This window comes from Pseudomonas sp. HLMP, assembly GCF_046365545.1.
Lineage (GTDB): Bacteria > Pseudomonadota > Gammaproteobacteria > Pseudomonadales > Pseudomonadaceae > Aquipseudomonas > Aquipseudomonas guariconensis_B.
The window spans coordinates 2960050-2984737 of the sequence record NZ_JBDLLR010000001.1 but is presented as its reverse complement, the minus strand read 5'-3'; the positions used below and the strand labels follow the sequence as shown (position 1 = coordinate 2984737).

21 protein-coding genes are annotated in these 24688 nt (G+C 66.4%); 13 read left to right on the top strand and 8 right to left on the bottom strand.

Features of this window, described 5'->3' with window-relative positions; translation table 11 throughout:
- The first annotated feature begins 41 nt into the window (after positions 1–41).
- The 7 genes from ABFA30_RS13955 (at position 42) to ABFA30_RS13925 (ending at position 8343) form a co-directional block, all read left to right on the top strand.
- Positions 42–1625, top strand: a complete 1584-nt coding sequence (locus ABFA30_RS13955) for a diguanylate cyclase (protein ID WP_410045581.1) — start codon at positions 42–44, stop codon at positions 1623–1625.
- A 109-nt stretch (positions 1626–1734) separates the two neighbouring features.
- Positions 1735–2508 (top strand): ParA family protein, encoded by a 774-nt coding sequence (locus ABFA30_RS13950; RefSeq protein WP_410045580.1) that lies wholly within the window; start codon positions 1735–1737, stop codon positions 2506–2508.
- Positions 2509–2706: 198 nt separating this feature from the next.
- The gene (locus ABFA30_RS13945) at positions 2707–3114 is read left to right on the top strand and encodes a DUF2946 family protein (protein WP_225789676.1); all 408 of its coding nucleotides are present in this window, start codon (positions 2707–2709) and stop codon (positions 3112–3114) included.
- A gap of 66 nt (positions 3115–3180) precedes the next feature.
- Positions 3181–5331 carry a TonB-dependent receptor gene (locus tag ABFA30_RS13940; protein WP_410045579.1) on the top strand — a complete coding sequence of 717 codons (2151 nt, stop codon included), beginning with the start codon at positions 3181–3183 and terminating at the stop codon, positions 5329–5331.
- A gap of 210 nt (positions 5332–5541) precedes the next feature.
- On the top strand, positions 5542–6888 hold the full coding sequence (locus ABFA30_RS13935; protein ID WP_253080325.1) for an MFS transporter: 1347 nt from the start codon (positions 5542–5544) through the stop codon (positions 6886–6888).
- Between the two features lie 160 nt (positions 6889–7048).
- Complete coding sequence (aroQ, locus tag ABFA30_RS13930) at positions 7049–7498, top strand: type II 3-dehydroquinate dehydratase (RefSeq protein ID WP_225789679.1); 450 nt, start codon at positions 7049–7051, stop codon at positions 7496–7498.
- Complete coding sequence (locus ABFA30_RS13925; RefSeq protein ID WP_253080326.1) at positions 7495–8343, top strand: shikimate dehydrogenase; 849 nt, start codon at positions 7495–7497, stop codon at positions 8341–8343. Before aroQ ends, ABFA30_RS13925 begins: the two co-directional genes overlap by 4 nt.
- A gap of 62 nt (positions 8344–8405) precedes the next feature.
- Here the strand turns inward: ABFA30_RS13925 and ABFA30_RS13920 are convergent, their stop codons facing one another.
- Positions 8406–8972, bottom strand: a complete 567-nt coding sequence (locus ABFA30_RS13920; RefSeq protein ID WP_225789681.1) for a thioredoxin family protein — start codon at positions 8970–8972, stop codon at positions 8406–8408.
- The gene (locus ABFA30_RS13915) at positions 8962–9237 is read right to left on the bottom strand and encodes a DUF2790 domain-containing protein (protein ID WP_225789682.1); all 276 of its coding nucleotides are present in this window, start codon (positions 9235–9237) and stop codon (positions 8962–8964) included. The genes ABFA30_RS13920 and ABFA30_RS13915 overlap by 11 nt, the downstream gene beginning before the upstream one ends.
- Positions 9238–9456: 219 nt before the next feature.
- On the opposite strand from ABFA30_RS13915, the gene ABFA30_RS13910 reads away from it, so the two are divergent.
- From ABFA30_RS13910 to ABFA30_RS13890, 5 genes are all read left to right on the top strand, one after another.
- Complete coding sequence (locus ABFA30_RS13910) at positions 9457–10197, top strand: response regulator (protein ID WP_225789683.1); 741 nt, start codon at positions 9457–9459, stop codon at positions 10195–10197.
- Positions 10194–11480 (top strand): sensor histidine kinase, encoded by a 1287-nt coding sequence (locus ABFA30_RS13905; protein WP_225789684.1) that lies wholly within the window; start codon positions 10194–10196, stop codon positions 11478–11480. Before ABFA30_RS13910 ends, ABFA30_RS13905 begins: the two co-directional genes overlap by 4 nt.
- A gap of 211 nt (positions 11481–11691) precedes the next feature.
- On the top strand, positions 11692–12315 hold the full coding sequence (locus ABFA30_RS13900; protein WP_225789685.1) for a ferric reductase-like transmembrane domain-containing protein: 624 nt from the start codon (positions 11692–11694) through the stop codon (positions 12313–12315).
- 16 nt (positions 12316–12331) lie between these two features.
- Entirely contained in the window at positions 12332–12829 is a 498-nt protein-coding gene (locus tag ABFA30_RS13895) for a DoxX family protein (protein WP_225789686.1), read from the top strand.
- A 163-nt stretch (positions 12830–12992) separates the two neighbouring features.
- A complete protein-coding gene (locus tag ABFA30_RS13890) occupies positions 12993–13970 on the top strand; it encodes a GlxA family transcriptional regulator (protein ID WP_225789687.1) in 978 nt (325 codons plus the stop codon).
- Positions 13971–14003: 33 nt separating this feature from the next.
- On the opposite strand, the gene ABFA30_RS13885 is transcribed toward ABFA30_RS13890, so the two are convergent.
- Together ABFA30_RS13885 and ABFA30_RS13880 are read right to left on the bottom strand one after the other, a co-directional pair.
- Positions 14004–15323: an MFS transporter gene (locus ABFA30_RS13885; protein ID WP_225789688.1), complete on the bottom strand. Its 1320-nt coding sequence runs from the start codon at positions 15321–15323 to the stop codon at positions 14004–14006.
- Between the two features lie 259 nt (positions 15324–15582).
- On the bottom strand, positions 15583–16794 hold the full coding sequence (locus ABFA30_RS13880) for a M24 family metallopeptidase (RefSeq protein ID WP_225789689.1): 1212 nt from the start codon (positions 16792–16794) through the stop codon (positions 15583–15585).
- Between the two features lie 192 nt (positions 16795–16986).
- On the opposite strand from ABFA30_RS13880, the gene ABFA30_RS13875 reads away from it, so the two are divergent.
- Complete coding sequence (locus ABFA30_RS13875) at positions 16987–18162, top strand: cupin-like domain-containing protein (protein WP_410045578.1); 1176 nt, start codon at positions 16987–16989, stop codon at positions 18160–18162.
- Between the two features lie 57 nt (positions 18163–18219).
- Here ABFA30_RS13875 and katG read toward each other — a convergent pair whose 3' ends face one another.
- The 4 genes from katG to ABFA30_RS13855 form a co-directional block, all read right to left on the bottom strand.
- Entirely contained in the window at positions 18220–20463 is a 2244-nt protein-coding gene (gene katG, locus ABFA30_RS13870; RefSeq protein ID WP_253102799.1) for a catalase/peroxidase HPI, read from the bottom strand.
- Between the two features lie 308 nt (positions 20464–20771).
- Complete coding sequence (locus ABFA30_RS13865) at positions 20772–21647, bottom strand: DMT family transporter (protein WP_225789692.1); 876 nt, start codon at positions 21645–21647, stop codon at positions 20772–20774.
- Positions 21648–21868: 221 nt separating this feature from the next.
- Positions 21869–23962, bottom strand: a complete 2094-nt coding sequence (locus ABFA30_RS13860; protein ID WP_368815233.1) for an EAL domain-containing protein — start codon at positions 23960–23962, stop codon at positions 21869–21871.
- A 163-nt stretch (positions 23963–24125) separates the two neighbouring features.
- On the bottom strand, positions 24126–24626 hold the full coding sequence (locus ABFA30_RS13855) for a GNAT family N-acetyltransferase (protein WP_253102798.1): 501 nt from the start codon (positions 24624–24626) through the stop codon (positions 24126–24128).
- Positions 24627–24688 lie beyond the last annotated feature (62 nt).

Here is a 24688-nt window from a genome sequence, read left to right as displayed (position 1 = left end):
ACAGGTAAGGTTATCCCCTTCCCCCATCGATGAGGTCAGGATTGCCACACGCCAAGAAAGGCCTGCGCCTGGATCTGCGCACGCTGATCCTCGTTCTCTGCGCACTCACCGCCGTGGTGATGCTGCTGACCAGCTACTTTGCCAGCTACCGGGTACAACGCCAGTTACTGATCGACCACGCCCTGGAGGCCAACCGTGTCTATGCGGCGAAACTGGCGTCGATCACCGAGACCTTCCTCGGCAGCACGCTGCAGCAGTTGGCCGTCAGCGCCCAGCTGCAAGGACAGCGACTGGATGAACCCATGGCGCTGCAGGCAGAAACCGAACGCCTGATGCAGCAGGGCAATGTCTTCAACTCGGTATTCGTGGTCGATGCCCAGGGTGTGCTGCGGGCGATCTCGCCAGCACCGCTGCGCAAGATGCTCGGCACCCGCCTGCAGACGCCTGGCGCACTGGAGGCGCTGCGGGAGCGACAGACGCTGGTGTCCATGCCCTTCCTCTCGGTGGCCGACAACCTGGTGGTGGCCTTGTCGCAGCCGATCTTCGACAGCCACGGCAAGTACCTGGGCTATGTGGGCGGCAGCCTGTACCTGCGTGAACAGAACATCTTCAACAGCCTGCTCGGCGAACACTTCTACAAGGACGGCTCCTACCTCTATGTGGTCGATCGCAACCGGCGCCTGCTCTATCACCCGGACGCCCAGCGCGTCGGTACGCTGGTCAAGGGCAACATCCTGGTCGACCAGCTCGCCACCCTAAACAGTGGCACCCAGCAGGTGGTCAACAGCGATGGCGTGGAAATGCTCGCAGGCTTCGCCACGGTGCCAAGCACCGGTTGGGGCGTGGTGGCCCAACAGCCCCTGGCACAGACCGTGGTCCCGCTGCGCCAGCTGATCCTCGATGTCATCGACATTTCCGTGCCGCTCGCCTTGGCCGGCAGCCTGGCCCTGTGGTGGCTGGCCCTGGCCATCACCCGCCCGCTCTGGCAACTGGCCGCCGGCGCACGGGCACTGGACAGGGTCGGAACCGCGGCGCACCTGCACCAGGTCAGGGCCTGGTATTTCGAGGCCGCCGAACTCAAGCGCGCCTTGCTGTTCGGCCTGAACCTGCTGCAAGAGCGCATAGGCAGGCTGCGCCAGGACGCCCAGACCGACCCGCTCACAGGGCTGGGCAACCGCCGCAGCCTGGAGCTCAGCCTGGCACAGTTGGAGGCCGAAGGGCGCGACTTCTGCGCAGTGGTGCTGGATGTCGATCATTTCAAGCGCATCAACGATGGCCACGGCCACGATATCGGCGACCAGGTATTGCGCCGCTTGGCGGAGCTGATGCGCGGCTGTTGCCGGGAGGGCGACGTCCTGTGCCGCACCGGTGGCGAGGAGTTCCTCATGCTGCTGCCGGGGGCCAGCCTGGAGGTCGCCACCAGCGTGGCGCAGCGCCTGCGCCTGTGCGTGCAGGACACGCCCATCGAGCCGGTAGGTGCGGTGACCGTTTCCCTGGGCATCGCCCACTGGCAAGCGACGGGCACGGATACGCCGGCCGATACGCTCAGCCGGGCGGACCGGGCGCTGTATGCGGCCAAGCAGGATGGACGCAACCGAGTGAAGGTCGCGCCTGGCGAGGCGTAGAGGCCGGTGTGACGCGCGGTAGATGTAACAAGTCTTGTCTTAATACTGTCATCTTTGCTTCATAGGATTGTCCCTGTTCTGACATTTTCCATTCAGGGATGAACTGTCCATGCGTCGTGTCGTATTCAATCAGAAAGGTGGCGTCGGCAAGTCCAGCATCGCCTGCAACCTCGCCGCCGCCAGCGCCGCCGAAGGTTACCGGACACTGCTGGTCGACCTCGATCCCCAGGCCAACGCCACCTACTACCTCACGGGGCTTGCCGGCGACGCGATCCCCTCGGGCATCACCGACTTCTTCCGCCAGACCCTCTGCGCCACGGCGGCCGGCAAGAAGAACCGCGTGGCGATCACCGAGACCCGCTACGACAACCTGCACCTGATCACCGCCAGCCCGGACCTGACCGACCTGCAGACACACCTGCAGAGCAAGTTCAAGATCAACAAGCTGCGCAAGCTGCTGGTGGCGCTCGCCGAGGACTACGAGCGGATCTACATCGATACCCCGCCGGCGTTGAATTTCTACACCTTCAGCGCCCTGGTGGCGGCCGAACGCCTGTTGATCCCGTTCGATTGCGACCGTTTTTCGTACCAGGCGCTGCGCAGTGTCATGGCTGAGGTGGAGGAGCTGCGCCAGGACCACAATACGGCGCTTCAGGTCGAGGGCGTGGTGGTCAACCAGTTCGCCGGACGCACCGCCCTGCACCAGACCCTGATCGATCAGTTGCGCGCCGAAGGCTTGCCGGTGCTGCCGGTGTACCTGGGCAGCTCGATCAAGATGCGAGAGTCCCACGAGGCCGCGATACCGTTGGTGCACCTGGCACCGCGGCACATGCTGTCGCTGGCGTTCGCCGACTTGCTGGATGTGCTGGAGCGGGCGGCCTGATACGTCAACGGAGCATCAGTCAAGGCTTTGCAGACGATGGCGTGCGACGCGAACAGGTCATCGCGGAGGCCCAAACCGAGCCGGCGCGGCGTTCGGCCTGAAGCAGGGCCGGCTTTAGCCGCCCCCAACCGGCATTGCGACAATCCACCACACCGGCCCTCTATCCCGGCGATCCATCCGAATGATAGATTCGCCGCCATGAAAACCTCCCGCCGGACACGCTCGCTGACCGCCTGGACGCTCTACGCCAGCGTCCTGTTCAGCCTATTGCTGTGCGGCCTGCACCACGGCCAGATGAACGGCCTGCGCCTGGCCGGGCTGGAAGGTGGTTTCTGCTCGGTGTCCAGCGACCATGGCCCGGCCATCGACCTGGCCGGTGCTGGCGGCGATGCGCACATGGCCCAGCTCGACTGCCCGGTGTGCTCGTCCTTCGCCCTGGCTGTCCCGCTGTCCACTGCCGGCTGGTCCTTCGCCGCGCGCCAGGGCAACGCCCCCTCACCTATCGTCGTACGCAGTTGGGCGCAGCCGCCGCCGCGCGACCTGCGCCCGGCCCTCAATCCTCGCGCCTCCCCCGCCGTCCTTCCCGCAGCAGCAACCTACGCCTGACCTTGGCCGGGCGCACTGGCGTGCGCGGCCGGTCAGCCATCACCTTTGTGTGGAAGACACAACAACATGATTCGCAACACCTCCCTGGTGCTCCTGTTGGGCACCTGCACCTCTGCCTGGGCGGCCCCTGCGCCCATCGAACTGACCGTCACCACCGTCGATGGCGAACGCGAAGCCCCCTCGGGCGTGCAACTGGACGAACCGATCCGCACCGGCTCGCGGCTTGGCCTGACGGCACGGCAGACACCCGCCTCGGTGAGCGTCTCGGACCGCAACGTGATCGAGGCGCGCGGCGCCAAGGACACCCAGGACGTGATCAATGCCATGACCGGAGTGAACGCCTCGGCCAACCCAGGCTATGGCGGCTTCGTGTCCTACCGGGGCTTCACCCAGAACCAGGTCACCCAGCTGTTCAACGGCATCAACCTTGGCTACAGCAGCGCCACCCGCCCGCTGGACGCCTGGGTGATCGACCGCGTCGAGCTGATCGGCGGGCCGTCGTCGTTCCTGCATGGCGCCGGCGCCGTGGGCGGCTCGATCAACTACATCAGCAAGCTGGCCAGCCGCGACGCACAGACCTTCGACGGCCGGCTGCGCTATGGCAGCTACGATGATTCCGAGATCGCCTTCGGCATCAACCAGGCCCTGGCCGACAACCCCGCCGATGCCCGGCATTTCGCCCGCCTGGACTTCAGCCACGGACATGGCAACGGCTATGTCGACCGCAACGAACGCTGGACCGACAGCCTGGCCTTCTCCGTGCTCAGCGACCTGTCGCCCAACCTCACCCATACCCTGGCGCTGGAGTACCAGGAGGACAAGGAAGACAGCCCCTACTGGGGCTCGCCGATCCTGCCGGGCCGTAGCACCATGAAGATCGACAAGAGCCGCCGCTTCGAGAACTACAACGTCGGCGACGGCCGCTACGAACAGCGGGTGCGCTGGGTGCGCTCGATCCTCGATTACCAGCTCGGCGACAGCACCAGCGTGCAGAACACCCTGTACCACTACAACGCCGAGCGCGACTATCGCAACCTCGAAAGCTACCGCTACGACAACGACGGCAAGGTCGTGCGCGCCAGCCCCTACCTGCAGCGCCACCAGCAGAACGTGCTGGGCGACCGAGTAGAGCTGCGCCACGACAACCAGGTGCTGGGCCTGGCCAGCCAGTGGTCGCTGGGCCTGGACTACTCGCGCATGCGCCAGACCCTGTACCCGACCTCCGGCAGCTGGAGCGACGTGGTCGACCCGGAGCATTTCGATCCGGGCAGCTTCGATGACATCCCCGGGGTGAACGCGGGCCTCACCAAGCAACGCCGCCACGAGGTGACCAACCGTGCCCTGTTCGCCGAGAACCGCTTGCAGCTGACCGAACGCCTGGCCCTGCTCACCGGCCTGCGCTACGACTACCTGGACATGGAGGTGACCAACTATGGCACGGTCACGCCCACCAGCCCGGCGTTCTTCGAACGGCGCTGGGAGCCGCTGAGCGGCCGTGTGGGGCTGACCTACGAGCTGACACCTTCGGCCAGCGTCTACCTGCAGTACAGCACCTCCGCCGACCTGCCTGCCGGCTCGCTGGCCTCGGCGACCTACTCCAACGTGGGCCTGTTCGACCTGTCCAAGGGCGAGCAGTGGGAGGCCGGCAGCAAGTTCGACTTCCTCGACGGGCGTGGCGCGGCGACCGTGGCGGTGTACCAGATCGTGCGCAAGGATTTCGCCGTGCGCGATTCCCGCGATCCCAACCTGACCGTCCAGGCCGGCCAGCAGACCTCTCGCGGCATCGAGCTGTCCGCGCGCCTGCAGGTCACGCCGCAACTGCTGGCCGAGGCCAACTATGCCTATGTCGACGCGCAGTACGACGAATTCAACGAGGCAGTCAATGGCGTGTCGGTGTCGCGCAAGGGCAATGCCCCGGTGAACGTGCCGGCCAACGTCGGCAACCTGTGGCTGACCTACAGCTTCGGCCCGGCCTGGGCGGTGGGGATGGATGCGCGCTATGTCGACTCGGTGTACACCGATAATGCCAACACCCTCAAGGCACCGGCCTACACCCTGCTGGGCGCCTTCGCCCGCTACCGGTTGGACGAACACACCGCGCTCACCGCACGGGTGCGCAACCTGACCGATGAGCTGTATGCCAAGCAGGCCTATGGCGGGCAGTACTACATGGGCGCGCCGCGGACGTTCGAGGTGGCCATGGACCTGCGCTTCTGAGGGGCCAGGCGAGGGCTGGCTGAGGCCCCTGCCTTGGGGCCGCTTCGCGCCACGGAAGACCGGTACGGCGGTCGAAACAGGCATCCCGATGTCGCCCATGAAGAAGCACCCGCCCCCCGCTGCCGGTCTACTGGGCCAGACAACAACGATGGCGCGGCCTGACCGCGCCACTTCCGTCCAGGCTGCCTACCCAGACCGGAGAGCATCCGCATGCCCGCACCCCATGAGGTATCCCCCGCCACCCTGCGCCGGGTGATCGCCGCCTCGGCCATCGGCAACTTCGTCGAATGGTTCGACTTCGCCGTCTATGGTTTCCTCGCCACCCTGATCGCCAGCCAATTCTTCGCCAGCGGCGATGCCAGTGTCGCCCTGCTCAAGACCTTCGCCGTGTTCGCCGTGGCCTTCGCCCTGCGTCCGCTGGGTGGCATCGTCTTCGGCGCGCTGGGCGACCGCCTGGGGCGCAAGCGCATCCTGTCGCTGACGATCCTGCTGATGGCTGGCTCCACCACCCTGATCGGCCTGCTGCCGACCTACGCCAGCATCGGCCTGGCCGCCCCGGCGCTGCTGACCCTGGCCCGCTGCCTGCAAGGCTTTTCCGCCGGCGGCGAATACGCCGGCGCCTGTGCCTACCTGATGGAACATGCCCCCAACGACAAGCGCGCCTTCTATGGCAGCTTCGTCCCTGTCTCGACCTTCTCCGCCTTCGCCTGCGCGGCCGTGATCGCCTACGCCCTGGAAGCCAGCCTGTCGCCCGAGGCGATGAACGCCTGGGGTTGGCGCATTCCCTTCCTGGTGGCCGCGCCCCTGGGGCTGGTCGGCCTCTACCTGCGTTGGCGCATGGAGGAAACGCCGGCGTTCCGCGAAGCCATGGCGCAGGGCAAGCAGGGTAAAGAGCACGCCCATTCGCCGCTCAAGGAAACCCTGCGCCACCATGGCCGGGCGATCCGCAACCTCGGAGCGTTCATCTCGCTGACGGCGCTGTCGTTCTACATGTTCACCACCTACTTCTCCACCTACCTGCAGATGGTCGGCAACCTGACCCGCGCCCAGTCGCTGCTGGTGTCCACCGTGGCCCTGCTGTTCGCTGCCGTCGGCTGCCCGCTGGCCGGGGCCTTTTCCGACCGGGTCGGCCGGCGCCGGACCATCGGCTTCACCTGCCTGTGGGTGATGGTGGCGGTGTTCCCGGCCTACTGGCTGGCCAGTTCCGGGTCGCTGTCCGGGGCGCTGCTGGGGGTGATCCTGCTGGCGATCGGCGCCCTGCTCAGCGGTGTGGTCACCGCCGCGCTGCTCTCGGAGAGCTTCCCGACCCGCACCCGCTACACCGCCTCGGCAATCACCTACAACGTGGCCTACACCCTGTTCGGCGGCACCGCACCGCTGGTGGCCACCTGGCTGATCAGCCAGACCGGCAGCAGCCTGGCGCCGGCGTTCTACCTGGTGGTCATCGCCCTGGTAGCGCTGGTGGGAGGGCTGGCCCTGCCGGAAACCTCGCGGATCTCGCTGCATGACGAAAGCTGCGGCAGCCAGCAGCCTCAGGCGGTCAAGGAGCTCGGTTAGGCGCTGTACCCGGCGTGCTCTTCGCGGCGGGGTTGGTTCAGGCAACCCCGCTGCGTTCGATAATCGCCCACTTTCATTCGCCAACGGTGCCCCTCAATTGACGAAACTAACCAGGTAGTACAATTATCAGGCATCCAACAACAACAAAGCGATGCCCGCCATGACACCCTTGATCCTCGTGCTCAACGGCCCCAACCTGAACCTGCTCGGCACCCGCGAGCCGGCCAACTACGGCCATGAAACCCTTGCCGACCTGGCCCACGGCTGCGCCGACAGCGCGCACGCGCTGGGCCTGCAGATCGAGTTCCGCCAGACCAACCACGAAGGCGAGCTGATCGACTGGATCCACGCTGCCCGCGGCCGTTGTGCCGGAATCTTGATCAACCCCGGTGCCTGGACCCACACCTCGGTGGCGATCCGTGACGCCCTGGTGGCCAGCGAACTGCCGGTGATCGAGGTGCATCTGTCCAATGTGCACAAACGCGAGCCGTTCCGGCACATCTCGTTCGTGTCGTCGATCGCCATCGGGGTCATCTGCGGCCTGGGTAGCCACGGCTACCGCCTGGCTCTGGCACACTTCGCCCGGTTGCTCGGGGAGCAGGCCGCATGAACCGCCCGAGCATCCTCGCCGGGCTGATCGGCCGCGGCATCCAGGCCTCACGCACCCCGGCGCTGCACGAACGCGAAGGCGATGCCCAGGCCCTGCGCTACCTCTACCGGCTGATCGATGCCGACCAACTGGGCCTGGACGACAGCGCCCTGCCCGGCCTGCTCGAGGCCGCCCAGCACACCGGCTTCACCGGGCTGAACATCACCTACCCCTTCAAGCAGGCGATCCTGCCGCTGCTCGACGAACTGTCGGAGGAGGCCCGCGGCATCGGTGCGGTGAATACCGTGGTGCTCAAGGATGGCAAGCGGGTCGGCCACAATACCGATTGCCTGGGCTTCGCCGAAGGCTTCCGGCGTGGCCTGGCGGACGTGGCGCGACACCAGGTGGTACAGATGGGCGCCGGTGGCGCGGGCTCGGCGGTGGCCCATGCCTTGCTCGGCGAAGGGGTTCGGCGGCTGGTGCTGTTCGATGTGGACAGCGCCCGTGCCCAGGCGCTGGTGGACAATCTCCAAGCCCGCTTCGGCAACGATCGCGCCGTGCTGGGCACGGACCTGGCCGATGCACTGGCGACCGCCGACGGCCTGGTCAACACCACGCCGGTGGGCATGGCCAAGCTGCCTGGCACACCGGTGCCAGTAGAGCTGCTGCACGCCCGGCTATGGGTGGCGGAAATCATCTACTTCCCCCTGGAGACCGAACTGCTGCGCCATGCCCGGGCCCTGGGCTGCCGCACGCTGGACGGCGGGAGCATGGCGGTGTTCCAGGCGGTGAAGGCGTTCGAGCTGTTCAGCGGGCGGGTGGCGGATGCCGGTCGGATGCAGGCGCACTTCGCCAGTTTCCTGTGAAAGCGGGGGCGCTTCGCGCCCCAGCATCAGAACAAGCCTCAACCCGGCCCCTGCAAGGGGCATCATTCGTGGCCGACTCGGTCCGAAGGGCTGGGTAATCGCTCATCCAACAACGCCTGGATCACCTTCTCCTGCCCGCCATAGTCACCCTCCCCGAAATGCACATGGCGCACCTGCCCCTGGCGATCGACGAAGTAATGGGCCGGCCAGGCCTGGTTACCCCAGGCGTTCCAGACCCGGTAGTCGTTGTCCACCGCCACCGGATAGCCGATGCCGAGCCTGGCCACCTGTCGGCGCAACTGGCCGATGTCGTGCTCGTAGTCGTACTCCGGCGTGTGCACACCGACCACCACCAGCCCCTGGTCGGCATAGCGCCGTGCCCAGTCGTCGACATGCGGCAGGCTGCGCTGGCAGTTGATGCAGTCCCAGGTCCAGAAGTCCACCAGCACCACCTTGCCCTTGAGCGCCTCGGTGTCCAGCGGCGGCGAGTTGAGCCAGGCGCTGGCGCCAGACAGCGACGGCATGGCGCCGTAGCTGTCGCGGGCCAACAACTGGCCGGCCAGGCCCAGCCCCGTCAGCGCCAGCAGCACGCCGCCGGCCTTCAGCAACAAGCGTCGATCAGCTTTCATGGCAACCGCCAGTGGCGTAGGTGCGGTACTCCACGCTCTGGTGCCGGCCCTGGGAGTCCAGGTAGTCCATGCGGGTGTTGACCACCCCGCAGGCATTGCTCGGGTCGTCCATCACCGACAGGACTTTTTGTACGTCCAGCCGGTCGCCATAGCGGTACTGCATCACCCGGCTGTCTTCCGTCGGGCTGGTCGCAGCCTGGGCGGCGATGGCACCGAGGCCGAGCACGGCGAACAGGCTGGCGCTGGCGAAGGTCTTGAAGTTCATGGCATCTCTCCTGTGCAAGGTTTGCAGGTGGGGAGTGGAATCTCCCCGGTCGAGAGCCATTTCACGCTCGCCAGGTATCGCGGATGTGTCCAAGCAGCGGGCGACGTGCTTCTTCCTGTATCCCTGGCGGCGCGGGATACACTGCAATACAAAACCCCGCAGGCAAGCGCCCCCGCCCCCGGTACACTGCGCCCATCCCACCCAGACAGGAACCCTCCGATGGAACACGTCGATCACATCCTGATCGTCGACGACGACCGGGAAATCCGCGAGTTGGTCGGCAACTACCTGAAGAAGAACGGCCTGCGCACCAGCATCGTCGCCGATGGCCGGCAGATGCGTACGTTCCTCGAGGCTAACAGCGTCGACCTGATCGTCCTCGACATCATGATGCCCGGCGACGACGGCCTGCTGCTGTGCCGCGAACTGCGCGCCGGCAAGCATCGCAATACGCCGGTGCTGATGCTCACCGCCCGCAACGACGAGACCGACCGCATCATCGGCCTGGAGATGGGCGCCGACGACTACCTGACCAAGCCGTTCTCCGCTCGCGAGCTGCTGGCGCGGATCAACGCCGTGCTGCGCCGCACGCGGATGCTGCCGCCCAACCTGACCATCAGCGAAAGCAGCCGACTGATCGGCTTCGGCCACTGGCGCCTGGACACCACCGCCCGCCACCTGCTCGACACCCAAGGCACGCTGGTAGCCCTGAGCGGCGCCGAATACCGCCTGTTGCGGGTGTTTCTCGACCATCCGCAGCGGGTACTCAGCCGCGAGCAACTGCTCAACCTGACCCAGGGCCGCGAGGCGGACATCTTCGACCGCTCCATCGACCTGCTGGTCAGCCGCCTGCGCCAGCGCCTGGGCGACGATGCCCGCGAGCCGACCTGCATCAAGACCGTGCGCAGCGAGGGCTACGTGTTCTCCCTGCCGGTGCAGTTGCTCGAGTCGCCGTCATGAGGTGGCCACGTACCCTGGCCTCGCGCCTGGCCCTGATCTTCCTCACCGGGTTGGTACTGGCCTACGGGCTGTCGTTCAGCCTGCAGTTCTACGAGCGCTACATCAGCAGCCGCTCGATGATGCTGAGCAACCTGGAACTGGACGTGGCCACCTCGGTGGCCATCCTCGACCGCTTGCCGGCTGCCGAGCGCGCCACCTGGCTGCCGCGCCTGGCGCGCCACAGCTACCGCTACCGGCTGGACCAGGGCGAAGCCGGCCAGGCCATGCCCAGCGAGGCGCCCCCCATGGCTGCCGAGTCGATCGTCAAGGCGATCGGCCAGGACTATGCCCTGACCTTCCAGGAGATTCCCGGCCCGCATGCGCATTTCCAGGTACACCTGCGCCTGGCCGACGGCGCGCCGCTGACCATCGACGTCACCCCGGCGGGCGTGCCATTGGCGTCGTGGTTGCCGGTGGTGCTGCTGGTTCAACTGGTGCTGCTGTTGCTCTGCACCTGGCTAGCGGTACGCCTGGCGATCCGCCCGCTGACCCGCCTGGCCAGGGCGGTGGACGACCTCGACCCGGACCGGCCAGGCCCACAGCTGGACGAAAGCGGCCCTCGCGAGGTGCGCTACGCCGCCGTGGCCTTCAATGCCCTGCAGGCGCGTATCAGCGCCTACCTCAAGGAGCGCATGCAACTGCTGGCGGCCATCTCCCACGACCTGCAGACGCCGATCACGCGGATGAAGCTGCGGGTCGAGGTGATGGACGACGGCCTGGAGAAGGACAAGCTGTGGAGCGACCTGACGGCCATGGAGCATCTGGTGCGCGAAGGCGTGGCCTATGCCCGCAGCATGGACAGCAGTACCGAGGCGCCCTGCCGGGTCAACCTCGATGCCTTGCTCGACAGCCTGGTGTTCGACTACCAGGACAGCGGCGCGCAGGTCGAGCGCCTCGGCAGTACCGATGTCACCCTGCATACCCGCCCCCATGCCTTGCGCAGGGTGCTGGTGAACCTGGTGGACAATGCCCTGAAGTTCGCCGGGGCGGCGCAGCTGGAGGTCAGCCATCGAGATGGTGTCACGCGGATATGCGTACTCGACGACGGACCCGGTATTCCCGCCGACGAGCTGGACGAGGTGCTCAAGCCGTTCTACCGGGTCGAGGGTTCGCGCAACCGCAGTACCGGCGGTACCGGCCTGGGGCTGGCCATCGCCCAGCAACTGACCCAGGCCATGGGCGGGCAACTGACCCTGAGCAACCGGGCAGGTGGCGGGCTCTGTGCCCAGGTCGAGTTGAGGTGAAAGCGACCTTCCCCTTCGCGAGCAAAGCCACCGCTACAGCACCTGGGGCTGCTTTGCAGCCCCAATGCACGGCCACCTAGGCACCAACCTCTACACAACGATACACAACCCCCAGCCCACCGACACACTGCAGATACCCCGCCCCCGCACACTCCCGGACACATCAAGGCGACAGCCCCCGCCGTCGCCGGACACCCTGGGAGCCTCACGCATGAAACCTTCCGCCCTACCCTCCGGTTGGAGGCTGTTCGCCGCCCTGGCCGGCCTGACCCTGCTGATGACCGCCGTGGTACTGGCCGCCCACCCACTGGGCTCGGACGGCCTGCGCAGCGCCATCCGCGCCACGGCGCGCAGCTCCTTCGCGCTGTTCCTGCTGGCCTTCCTCGCCTCGTCGCTGGTCACCCTGCTGCCCGGGACCAGCAGCCGACGCCTGCTGCGTGAGCGGCGCTACCTGGGGCTGGCCTTCGCCTTCTCGCACAGCGTGCACGCCGTACTCATCTACCTCTATGCCCGGCAGTACCCCGAACTGTTCTGGGCAGGTCGCACGGTCACCTCCAGCCTGCCGGGCACGGTCGGCTACCTGTTCCTCCTGCTGCTGACCCTGACCTCGTTCAAGGCCCCCATGCGCCTGCTCGGCGCCGGCCCGTGGAAGGCCCTGCACAGCACCGGCAGCTGGGCCCTGGCGGCAGTGTTCTGCCTGTCGTTCTACAAGCGCATCCCCATGGGCGGCTGGTACCCGCTGGCCTTCGCCCTGATGTTCGCCGCCATCGCCCTCAAGTTCACCGCCAAGCTGGCCCAGCGCAAGCGTCGCGCTGTAGCCGTCCCTTCCTGCTGATTGCGAGATGCCCACCATGACCACCCTGACCCGCACCTTCGCCACCCTCGAGCGTTTCGGCCAATGGAGCGCCGACCTGCCGCTACGGCTGTTCCTGGCCTGGGAGTTCTTCGAATCCGGCTGGGAAAAATTCAACGGCAGCAACTGGTTCGCCGACCTGCAAGCGAGCTTTCCCTTCCCCTTCGACCTGTTGCCGCCAGACCTGAACTGGCAACTGTCGTTGTGGGCCGAGCTGCTCTGCCCGCTGCTGCTGTTGCTCGGCCTGGGCACCCGCCTGGCCTCGGCGGTACTGATGGTGGTGACCCTGGTGGCGATCGCCGCCGTGCACTGGCCGGCACACTGGTCGAGCCTGGCAGAGCTGGCGCAAGGCTATGCGATCACCGACCAGGGCCACGGCAACTTCAAGCTGCCGCTGATCTACCTGGTGGCCTTGCTGCCGCTGCTGCTCAAGGGTGCCGGTCGCCTGAGCCTGGACCACTGGCTGTGGGCCAGGCGCCGGGGCGCAGCGCTGTAGCGCTGCTCTTCCCGGGCATGGCTGCACCCGCTCAGCGGTGCATTCCGGCGCCTGCCATACAGGTGTACTATCAGGCCGCCACGACCCACGACAACAAACACCTCGAGGCTCGATTTTCTCTGCCCTGACGAACGATACCTCAGCCTGCACAGGAAGATCGGACATGCTCCAGCCCTCCCCAACCGCCCCCAGGACCTACGGTTTCCTGGTGCTGCCCAACTTCACCACCATCGGCCTGGCCTCGGCGGTGGAGACCCTGCGCATGGCCAACCTGGCCGCCCGGCGCACCCTGTTTCGCAGTGTGCTCATCGCCGCCACCCCCGACCCGGTCACCGCCAGCAACGGCATGCGCATCCTGCCCGACCACGGCATCGCCGATGCCCCGGCGCTCGACGCCCTGTTCGTGGTGGGCGCCAACCCGATCAGCAACGACCGCAGCACCCGGCCACTGATCGACTGGCTGCGCCAACTGGCGCGCCAGCGCGTGCCGCTGGGCGGCATCTGCACCGGCAGCCATCTGCTGGCGCGGGCCGACCTGCTCAAGGGCTACCGTTGCACCATCCATTGGGAAGACATCGAGGCGCTGAAGGAGCGCTTTCCCGGCATCATCATCTCCAACCAGCTGTTCGAGCTGGACCGCGACCGCTACACCTGCTCCGGTGGCGTGGCCGCCATGGACATGATGCTGCAGCTGGTGGCGCGCCAAGATGACGGCCTGGCCATCGCCGCCAAGGCCGCCGAACTGCTGCTGTGCGATCGTGTACGTGGCGAGCGCGAGCGCCAGCGGGTACCCCTGCGTACCCTCCTGGGTACGGCCCAGCCCAAGCTCAGCCAGGTGGTGGCGATCATGGAGGCCAACCTGGAGGAGCCGCTGGGCCTGGAGGAGCTGGCCAGCCTCAACGACGTGACCGTGCGCCAGTTGGAGCGGCTGTTCCACAAGTACCTGCAGCGCACGCCCAGCCAGTACTACCTGGAGCTGCGCCTGTCACGGGCCCGGGAGCTGCTGCTGCGCAGCGATGCGCAGGTACGCGAGATCGCCCTGGCCTGCGGCTTCACCTCGCCTGCGCATTTCTCCAAGAGCTACAGCCGCTTCTTCGGCCTGTCGCCGCTGGGTGAGCGGCGGCAGGCTTCGTTGCATTGAAGGGGTATGAGGCTTGCCCTTCATCCCCTGGTTTCAGTCCTTCAACGCCCGGTGCGCCGTCTCCCGACAGGCCAGCATCGCCACCAGGGCCACCGCGGCCGCCGCCAGCAGGTACCCGGCCGGCGCCAGCTTGTTGCCCGTCAGCTGGATCAGCCAGGTAGCGATGAACGGCGCGGTCCCCCCGAACAACGCATTGGCGATGTTGAAGCTCAGGGCGAAGCCACTGAAGCGCACCCGGGTCGGGAAGATCTCGGCCAGCAGGCACGGCAAGGTGCCGTCGTTCATCGCCAGCATCGCGCCGAAGAGGATCTGGATCGCCAGGATCACCAACAGCGGCTGGTGGTCGAGCAGGCTGAACAGCGGCACGGTCAGGCCCAGGAACAGCAGCGAGGCGACCACCAGCATGGCCTTGCGGCCAAAGTGGTCGGACAGCCGGCCCATGAGGAAGATCAGGCCGATGTAGGTGGCCAGCGACACCGTCGAGGCGATGAACGAATCCCGCTCGCTCATGCCCATCTCGTTGGACAGGTAGGTGGGCATGTAGCTCAGCAGCAGGTAGAAGGCCACCGCGTTCAGGCAGGTCACGCCGATGCCGATGAGCACGGCACGCCAGTGCTGGGTCAGCAGTTCGCGGATCGGTGATGGCGTCGCGCAGGCCTTGCTTTCCAGACGCTGCTCCATCTCCAGGAACTTCGGCGTGTCCTGCAGGCTCATGCGGATGTAGCGGCCCACCAGGCCGAATGGCGCGGCCAGCAGGAATGGCAGGCGCCAGCCCCAGCTGTGCAGGTCCTCGGTGCTGAGCAGCGCGTGCAGGGTGGCGACGAAGGCCGCGCCGAACAGCAGGCCGGCCGCCGTGCTGGCAGGCACGATGCTGGTATAGAAACCTCGCCGGCCGGGCGGTGCGTACTCGGCGAGGAAGGCCGCGGCACCGGCGTACTCGCCCGAGGCGGAGAAGCCCTGCACCAGGCGGATCAGCAACAGCAGGCACGGTGCCCACAGGCCGATCTGCGCATGCCCCGGCAGGATACCGATACAGAAGGTCGACACCGACATGATCAGGATCGACCAGGACAATGCGTTGCGCCGACCATGCCGGTCGCCGAAATGCCCCCATACGACACCGCCCAGGGGGCGCACGATGAACGACAGGGCGAATACCGCGAAGGTGGCCAGCAGGCCGGTGGTCTTGTCCGCCTCGGGGAAGAAGGTGACGGCGATGATGGTGGCCAGGTAACCGTAGGCGGCGTAGTCGAACCACTCGACGAAGTTACCCATGAAGCTGGCCCGCGCGGCCTTGCGCAAGGCCTGGCGTTCGGCATCACGGGCCTGGACGCCGAGATCTGGTGTGCTCATGGTGGTAGTGCCAGGGAGACTCATCGCGCACCTCCGCGGACGGCGTGCGAAATACGGCTCGAGACACAGCAATCGTGACGCTGGGACATGACGGGTACCCTCTGTTCTTGTAGTTGGTGGCAGGGTCTAACGGTCACACTGGAGGTGTTTTTTCTTGGAAGAACGCGGCCCACCTCCTGGCCGCAAGCGCCGCTGGCGCCAGTACCGCGCCCTTGGCGGGCCGGTCGGCAACCGACCGGCCCGCCAAGGGGCAACGCGATCACTTGCGGATGATGTTGTGCTCCGGGCCGTAGGGGAACTGGGTGATGTTCTCGGCGCCGCTCTCGTTGACGATCAGGATGTCGTGCTCACGATAGCCACCCGCGCCCGGCCGCCCCTCTGGCAGCATGATCATCGGCTCGATCGACACCACCATGCCCGGTTCCAGCACCGTATCGATGTCCTCGCGCAGCTCCAGGCCTGCCTCGCGGCCGTAGTAGTGGCTAAGGGTGCCGAAGGAGTGGCCGTAGCCGAAGGTGCGGTACTGCAGCAGGTCGTGGCGCAGGAAGATCTCGTTCAGCTCACGGGCGATGTCGCAGCAACGCATGCCGGGCTTGACCAGTTTCAGGCCTGCCTCGTGAACCTCGACATTGGCCTGCCACAGGCGCAGGTGCTCATCCGGGCAGTGGTCGAGGAACAGCGTGCGCTCCAGGGCGGTGTAGTAGCCAGCGATCATCGGGAAACAGTTGAGGCTGAGGATATCGCCCTTGTTCACCCGGCGGCTGGTGACCGGGTTGTGCGCGCCATCGGTGTTGATCCCGGACTGGAACCAGGTCCAGGTGTCCATCAGTTCGGCCTCGGGGAAGCTGCGGGCGATCTCGCGGACCATCGCCTGGGTGGCGTGCAGCGCCACTTCGTACTCGGGCACCTGGTCGCGCAGCGCCTCCACCACCGCCGCACCACCGATGTCGGCGATGCGTGCGCCATGACGGATCAGCGCCTGCTCCTCGCGCGACTTGATCATGCGCATGCGCATGCAGGGTGCAGCGATGTCCACCAGTTCGGCCTTGGGATAGCAGGCGGCGAGCTTGCCGTGGTTCTGCAGGTTGAGATGGTCGAACTCCACGCCGATGCGCGAGGCCAGCGGCAGGGCCTGCTGGATGGCGACGAAGAAGTTGTCGCGCTGCCAGTCGGTGTAGACGATGTTGTCGGTGCCGACCGTGCGCCGCCAGGGCTGGCCGCCGTCGATGTTGGCACTGATCGACACCACCTTGTCCTGGGTCACCACCAGCGCGTAGGGCCGACCGAAGGAACAGTAGAGGAAGTCGCTGTAGTAGTTGACGTTGTGGTACGAGGTGAAGATCGCCGCCTCGATGTCCTGCTCGGCCATGTAGGCACGCAGCCTGGCCTGGCGGGCGGCATATTCCTGCTCGGAAAAGGTCGGCTGGACCTTCTGGCCATTGCGGATGTTCAGGGTCTTGGGCATTTGCATGGTCGGGTATTCCTTGTCGTTGTGAGCACGCTGTTTCAGGCCGGTCGCCTGAGATGCATTGCAGCAGAACGCCCAAGGGAGCTTTTGTACCTATCCGACCTGGAATTGGCGAAATGGCCAGCGGCGCTGACGGATAAATTTCCCTACGCACGCCTCGTCTTCTGTTCAGAACAACCAACGAGAGAGCGTGCCGTGGACCTGCAGACCATTCTGGGCAAACTGTTTGCCAGCGCCGACAGCGTCGGCCTCAAGGGCCTCTTCCAGTTCGTCTTCGACGGCCATACCGCGCTCTGGTTCAAGGCCGGCGGCCAAGGGGGCAGCGGCCAGGGCCGACACCCGGCGGCGGATGTGACCATCGAGGTGGCCAGCGGCGACTTCATGAACATCATGGCCGGCAAGGCCAATGTCGAGGAGCTGTTCGCCAACGGCCGGCTGAAGATCGGGGGCAACCTGGGGCTGGCCACGCTGCTGCCCCAGGCGATTCACACGGCGCTACGCGGTACCCGTGCTCCTGCGGTCGAGGCCAATCGACGCTACCCGGCGCGGCCACGCGCCAGCGACCGGCTCTCGGCCTGCCAGGCGCCCCTGCTCGCCATACAACGCCGGCCACGCAGCGGCCTGTCGGTGGAGGAGTTCCGCGAACGCTACATGCGCCATGGCATCCCTGTGGTGATCAGCGACGCCCTGCACGACTGGCCGTTGTTCAGCATCGGCCGCCAGGCCTCGCTGGAGCTGTTCGCCAACCTACAGGGCATCACGCGCCATGGCGACTACGTGAAGAAGACCTTCTCCACCGAGCGCGACTTCCGCTCCACCTCCATGGCCGAGTTCATCGCCAGCCTGGACGCGCCGGCACCCGCGACCCGCGACGGCCAACCGCCGGCCTACATGGGCAACAACATCTTGCCCACGCAGTTGCTCGAACATATCCGCTACCCCGCCTACTTCGAGCCCGACCAGTTCATCCCGCCGCGCATCTGGATCGGTCCGAAAGGCACCCTGACCCCGCTGCACCGGGACGACAGCGACAACCTGTTCGCCCAGGTGTGGGGGGAGAAGTCCTTCATCCTCGCCGCGCCCCATCACCGCGATGCCCTGAGCTGCTGGGCGACCTCGCCCAACGGCGGCCTGGAAGGCTGCGACGTCGACCCCAGAGCGCCGGACTTCGCGCGCTTCCCAGGGTGCAGAGCAGTGCATTTCATCGAGGTGATCCTGCAGGCTGGCGACCTGCTGTTCCTGCCGGAGGGGTGGTTCCACCAGGTGGAGTCGCGCTCCACCTCGTTGTCGGTGAATTTCTGGGTGGATTCCGGGCGCGGCTGGCAGCGCTCGCCCCTGCCCGAGGTGCAGGCCGGCCATCTGCCGGCTTGATGTGCCTGTCGGCAGCGACTAACTGCTTGGGGGCGCGAAGCGCCCCCATGACAACGATTACGCCAGGTCGAACCGATCCAGCTCCATGACCTTGTTCCAGGCCGCGACGAAGTCTTTGACGAACTTGTCCTTGCCGTCACCGCTGCCATACACCTCGCACAGGGCCCGCAGCTGGGCATGGGAGCCGAACACCAAGTCGACGCGGGTACCGGTCCACTTCACCTGGCCGGTCTTGCGGTCGCGGCCTTCGAAGGTCTCGTTGTCCTCGGAGGTCGGTTTCCACTCCACGCCCATGTCCAGCAGGTTGGTGAAGAAGTCGTTGCTGAGCACGCCCGGCCGGTCGGTGAACACGCCATGCTTGCTGCCGCCGGTATTGGCCCCCAGCACCCGCAGGCCACCGACCAGCACGGTCATCTGCGGCGCGGTGAGGGTCAGCAGTTGGGCCTTGTCCACCAGCAGCCGCTCGGCCTTGACGCTGTAGCGGGCCTTGGAGAAGTTGCGGAACCCATCGGCCAACGGCTCCAGCACGCTGAACGACTCGACGTCGGTCTGCTCCTGGGAGGCGTCCATGCGCCCTGGCCTGAACGGGACGCGGACATCGTGCCCGGCATCCTTGGCGGCCTTTTCCACCGCTGCGTTGCCGGCCAGGACGATCAGGTCGGCCAGGGAGACCTTCTTGCCCGTGGCATTGAAGTCAGCCTGGATCTTCTCCAGCACTTTGAGCACCTTGTCCAACTGTTCGGGCTGGTTGGCCGCCCAGAAGCGTTGCGGCGCCAGGCGCAGGCGCGCGCCATTGACGCCACCGCGCTTGTCCGAGCCGCGGAAGGTGGACGCCGCGGCCCAGGCCGTGGCCACCAGTTCCGACACGCTCAGGCCCGAGGCCAGCACCTTGGTCTTGAGCTCGGCGATGTCCTGCTCGCCCACCAGCGGGTGGTCGACCGCCGGGATCGGGTCCTGCCAGAGCAGCTCCTCCTGGGGCATTTCCGGGCCCAGGTAGCGCGACAACGGGCCCATGTCACGGTGGATCAACTTGTACCAGGCGCGGGCGAAGGCGTCGGCCAGCTGGTCCGGGTTGTCCTTGAAGCGGCGGGCGATCGGCTCGTAGATCGGGTCGAAACGCAGGGCCAGGTCGGAGGTCAGCATGGCCGGGGCATGGCGCTTGCTCGGGTCGTGGGCATCGGGGATCTGCCCTGCCCCTTCGCCATTCTTCGGCCGCCACTGGTGGGCACCGGCCGGGCTCTTGGTCAGTTCCCAGTCGAACTTGAACAGGTTCTCCAGGTACTCGTTGCTCCAGCGGGTCGGGGTGGACGTCCAGATCACCTCCAGGCCGCTGGTGATGGTATCGGCGCCTTTGCCGGTACCGTACTTGTTGTGCCAACCCAGGCCCTGCATCTCCAGGCCCGCAGCCTCAGGCTCAGGGCCGACGTTCTCGGCCGAGGCGGCGCCATGGGTCTTGCCGAAGGCGTGCCCACCGGCGATCAGCGCCACGGTTTCCTCGTCGTTCATGGCCATGCGGCCGAAGGTCTCACGGATGTCCTTGCCCGAGGCCACCGGGTCGGGGGTGCCGTCCGGGCCTTCCGGGTTGACGTAGATCAGGCCCATCTGCACGGCGGCCAGGGGGTTTTCCAGGTTGCGCCCAGGTGCCTCGTTGCGGCTCTCCTCGCTGCCGTGCAGTTGTGGCTGGGCTACCAGTGGGCCTTCGCCGCTGCTGGCGTAGCGCACGTCACCGCCGAGCCAGGTCGTTTCCGAGCCCCAGTAGACATCTTCGTCCGGCTCCCAGGCATCGACACGCCCGCCGGAGAAGCCAAAGGTCTTGAAGCCCATGGACTCGAGGGCGACGTTGCCGGTGAGGACGATCAGGTCGGCCCAAGAGATATTGCGGCCGTACTTTTGCTTGATCGGCCAGAGCAAACGCCGAGCCTTGTCGAGGCTGACGTTGTCCGGCCAGCTGTTGAGCGGGGCGAAGCGCTGCTGGCCAGAACCCGCACCGCCACGGCCGTCACCGATGCGATAGGTACCGGCGCTGTGCCAGGCCATACGGATGAACAGTGGGCCATAGTGGCCGAAGTCGGCCGGCCACCAGTCCTGGGAGTCGGTCATCAAGGCGTGCAGGTCTTGCTTGAGAGCCTGGAAGTCGAGGCTCTTGAACGCCTTGGCATAGTCGAAATCCGGCTCCATCGGGTCGGACTTGGACGAATGCTGGTGAAGGATCCTGAGATTCAGGTAGTCAGGCCACCAGTCTTGGAGGGTGGGGCCGTCACCTGCGGTTTGATGGAACGGGCATTTCGATTCGTTCGCCATCTGCGTTTACCTTTGGGTCGGTTATCCAGATTTCCGGTCTATGCCAGGTATTCGATCAGCCGAGCACGGTGGCTCATGCCTACCCCTCATCAGGTCTGGTCGGTCTCGCGCCGACACGGGCTTGCGAAGCGCTGGCGGGCGTTGGACGGCAGGTACGGGCACGCCGCCTGCGCGTTTTTCGCGGGGCCAGGGGAAAGACTAGTCGAGCTTGCGCAGAGGTCTAATAGAGCCAGTATTCAGTGGCGATAGCGTCACTCTGTCAGCGCCCCGAAGCGGCACTGCGCAGCCACCCCAGGGCGTGAGCGACGCTACTTGCGGTGCATCCAGGCGGCGCCCAGGCCGCTGAGGCAGATGATGGCGATGCCCACCAGGCTGGTGTTGTCCGGCATCTGGCTGAAGATCAGCAGGCCCAGCAGCCCGGCGAAGACGATCTGGCAATAGCTGAACGGCGCCAGCAGCGCCGGCGCGGCATGACGGAAGGCCTGGGTGAGCAGCAAGTGCGCGGTCATGCCGCATCCGCCCAGGGCCAGCATCAGCAGCGCATGCTCCCACTGCGGCAGTTGCCAGAAGAACGGCACCAGCGCCGTCATCACCAGGGTGTTGCACAGGCCGGCGTAGAAGTTGCTGGTGGTCGGGCTGTCATGGGCGGCCAGCTTGCGCGTGAGCAACTGGTAGAAGCAAAAACCCAGGGCCGAGCCGAAGGGGAACAGGATCGCCGGGGTGAACATCGCCCCGCCCGGGTGCACCACCACCAGCACACCGATGAAGCCCATCACCACCGCCACCCACTGCCCCAGGCTGACCCGCTCCTTGAGCAGCGGCGCTGACAGGGCCGTGACCAGCACCGGGGCGAGGAAGTTGACCGCCGTCGCCTCGGCCAGCGGCAGGTACTGCAGGCCAGCGGTGAACAGCAGGCTGGTGCTCAGCAGGCTCAGGGCACGCAGGGTCTGCAGCATTGGCCGACGGGTACGCAGCACGCGCAGGCCGGCCTTGGGCAGGAAGATGCCGGCCATCAGCAAGGTATGCACCAGGTAGCGCGCCCAGACCACCATGATGATCGGGTACAGGCCCCCCAGGAACTTGGACAGGGCATCATGGCTGGCGAACAGGAAGGTCGCCATCACCACCAGGGCGATGCCACGTAGCGGATGGTTGACCCCGGACAACGGTGTGCTGGAACTCATGGTGTTCTCGACGACGGCGCGGCCCGATGCTGCGCCTGGGAGGCGCCCTGGCCTGTGCGGGCCTGGGGCATGGGACGGATTCTAGAAGAGATGGAGCGGGATGAGAAACCCGCCAGGCCGTGGGGCCTGGTCCGGGAGCGGTTTCCGTTCGCTGATCGACCAGATTCTGGGGGCCTTGGCAAATGTTGGGGCCGCTTCGCGCCCCCAATGGCGGCGGCTGACTACATAGCCACGACACTCTTCAACCGCTGGCTCGCCGGTGCCGGTCGACCATACAGGTAGCCTTGGAAATGCGAGCAGCCTTCGGCGGCCAGGCGCGCCATCTGTTCCCGCGACTCCACGCCCTCGGCGGTGGTCTTGATCATCAGGCTGTTGGACAGCTCGGTGATGGCGCGGATGATCGACATGGCCTCGCGGCTCTCGCACATGTCATGGACGAACGACTTGTCGATCTTGATCCGGTCGAAGGGGAACGAACGCAGGTAGCCGAGCGACGAATAGCCCGTGCCGAAATCGTCCAAGGAAATCGACACCCCCAGGTCCTTGAGCGCACGCAAGGTACGCACGTTCTCCTCGCTGTTGCCCAGCAGCACCGACTCGGTGATCTCCAGCTCCAGCCGATGGGGCGCCAGGCCCGAGTCAGCCAAGGCCAGGGCCACGCTGTGCACCAGGTTGGCGCTCTTGAACTGCACCGGCGACAGGTTCACCGACACGGTCTGCTCGCTGTCCCAGGTGGCCGCCTCCTGGCACGCCAGGTTCAGGGCGCGGGCACCGATCTCGTGGATCAGCCCGGTTTCCTCGGCGATGGGGATGAAGTCCATGGGCATGACCATGCCCCGGGTCGGGTGCTCCCAGCGCAGCAGCGCCTCGTAGCCGGTGACGCTACGGCTCTGCTGGTCCACCACGGGTTGGTAGTGCAGTTGCAACTGCCCCATGTGCAGGGCGGTGCGCAGGTCGGTTTCCACCAGGCGACGCTGACGCGCGGCGACATCCAGCTCGACCTGGAAGCATTCGTAGCGGTTGCGGCCATTGCGCTTGGCCTCGTACAAGGCCATGTCGGCATAGCCGAGCAACTGTTCAGCCTGTTCGTGATCGTCCGGGGCGATGGCGATGCCGATGCTCACGCCGACCGAGAACTGGTGGCCCTCGATGTGGAACGGTGGGCAGACCGCATCGATCAGGCGCTGGGCAGTGCTGCAGGCGGACTCGCGGCTCTCCAGCCCGACCAGGACCACGGCGAATTCGTCGCCCCCCAGCCGTGCCAGGGTGTCGTGCTCACGCAGCTCACGGCGCAGGCGCTTGCCCAGGGCACGCAGCAGCTTGTCGCCGAAGGCATGGCCGAGGGAGTCGTTGATGTTCTTGAAGTTGTCCAGGTCCAGGCACAGCGCCGCGGTCAGCTTGCCGCTGTCGTCGCCACGCACCAAGGCTTGCTTGAGCCGCTCGTGGAAGAGGACACGGTTGGGCAGCCCGGTCAGGGCATCATGATGGGCCATGTGGTGGATCTGGGCATGGGCGGCCAGCTCTTCGGTGGCGTCCTCGGCGATGAACAGCACATAGTCGGCCTGGCCTTCGCGGTTCTGGCTGAGCAGCGCGCGGCTACGCAGGATCCGCAGGCCGCAAGCGGTGTCGACGCGGGTCTCGGCGGCGTACCCCTTGGTGCTGCGCGCACCGCGGGCCAGTTGCTGCTCCAGGTACTGAGCGATGGCCGGTGTCAGGCACTCGTCGGGGCGAAGGCCGACCATGCTTGTCTGCTGCCCGCCGAACAGGCGCTCGGCCTGCTGATTGGCCAGCAGGATGCGCTGGCTGTCGAGGTCCTGGGCGATGACGCTGGCGGGAATGTTGGCGATCACCGAATCGAGGAAGCGCGACAGGGTGCCGGTCTCCTGGCTGCATCGCTCGGCCAGTTCCTTGGCCTGGACCAACGCCTCCTCGTAGCGGCGGCGCTCGGAGATGTCACGGGTGGTCTTGGCGAACCCCACCAGGCGCCCATCGTCGTCGTGCACCGCGTCGATCACCACATGGGCCTGGAAGGCCGAACCATCCTTGCGCAGGCGCCAGCCAGTGGCCTCGAAGCGACCGGTACGGCGCGCCTGGTCGAGGTTCTGCTCGGGCACCCCGGCGTCGCGCTCGGCCTGCGGGTAGAACAGCGAATAGTGCCGCCCGATGATTTCCTGCGCCTCGTAGCCCTTGGCCCGCTGCGCCCCCGGGTTCCAGTTGGCCACCACCCCCTCGGGGGTCAACAGGCAGATGGCGTAGTCCGCTACGCTCTGGATCAACAACCGGTACATGATGTCGGGACTTGCGACTAGCGACATAGGCTTTACCTGAACCTGCGGCACGCACGGAAACGGATCGCCAGCCCGACAGGGCCGGGCCTGGATGATGACGTGCTGGCATTATGCCGCTTGTCGGATTTTTTTGTGAAGCAGTTCACATAAATCCGTCACTGCGGCACCACCCGAACCCTGACCGGCGCCGTCAATGACGCGAGGCGCTCACCAGGAAATTCAACAGATCGGGCTCGTCTTCCAGCGCGATCGCCCTCGACGCGCGTGGCAAGCCGGCCAGCACGGCCTTGCAGAACGCCACGGCCACCGGGTCCTGGCGATAGCAGCGCAGCAACCAGTCGCCCTCCCCGCTGCCCAGCAGCGACTGCGCCACAGTCTGGCCGATGCCCTGGCGGCGATATTTTTTCAGGATGAACAGGTCGGCCAGTTCGCTGGCCTCCAGGCCTGGCAGCTCACTGCGCTCGATCAGCACGAAGCCAGCGATGAAGCCGTCCACCAGCACCAGGCTGGCGCTCCAGCCGGGCGACTGCCAGTAGCGCTGCAGGTGTTCGTCGTGGATGTAGAAGCGGCCATCGGCCTCGACGTCCTCCTGTTCCCAGTCGGAGGACTCGTAGGCATAGAACTGGTAGAGGTTGCGGATCAGCTCGGCCTGGTCGGGGTGGGTCTGGAGCAGTTCGATGGGGGCAGGCATGAAGGGCTCGGGGTGGGCAAAGGGGTATTTTACGCCCGCATGCCCTGCGGGTGCCCAGGATT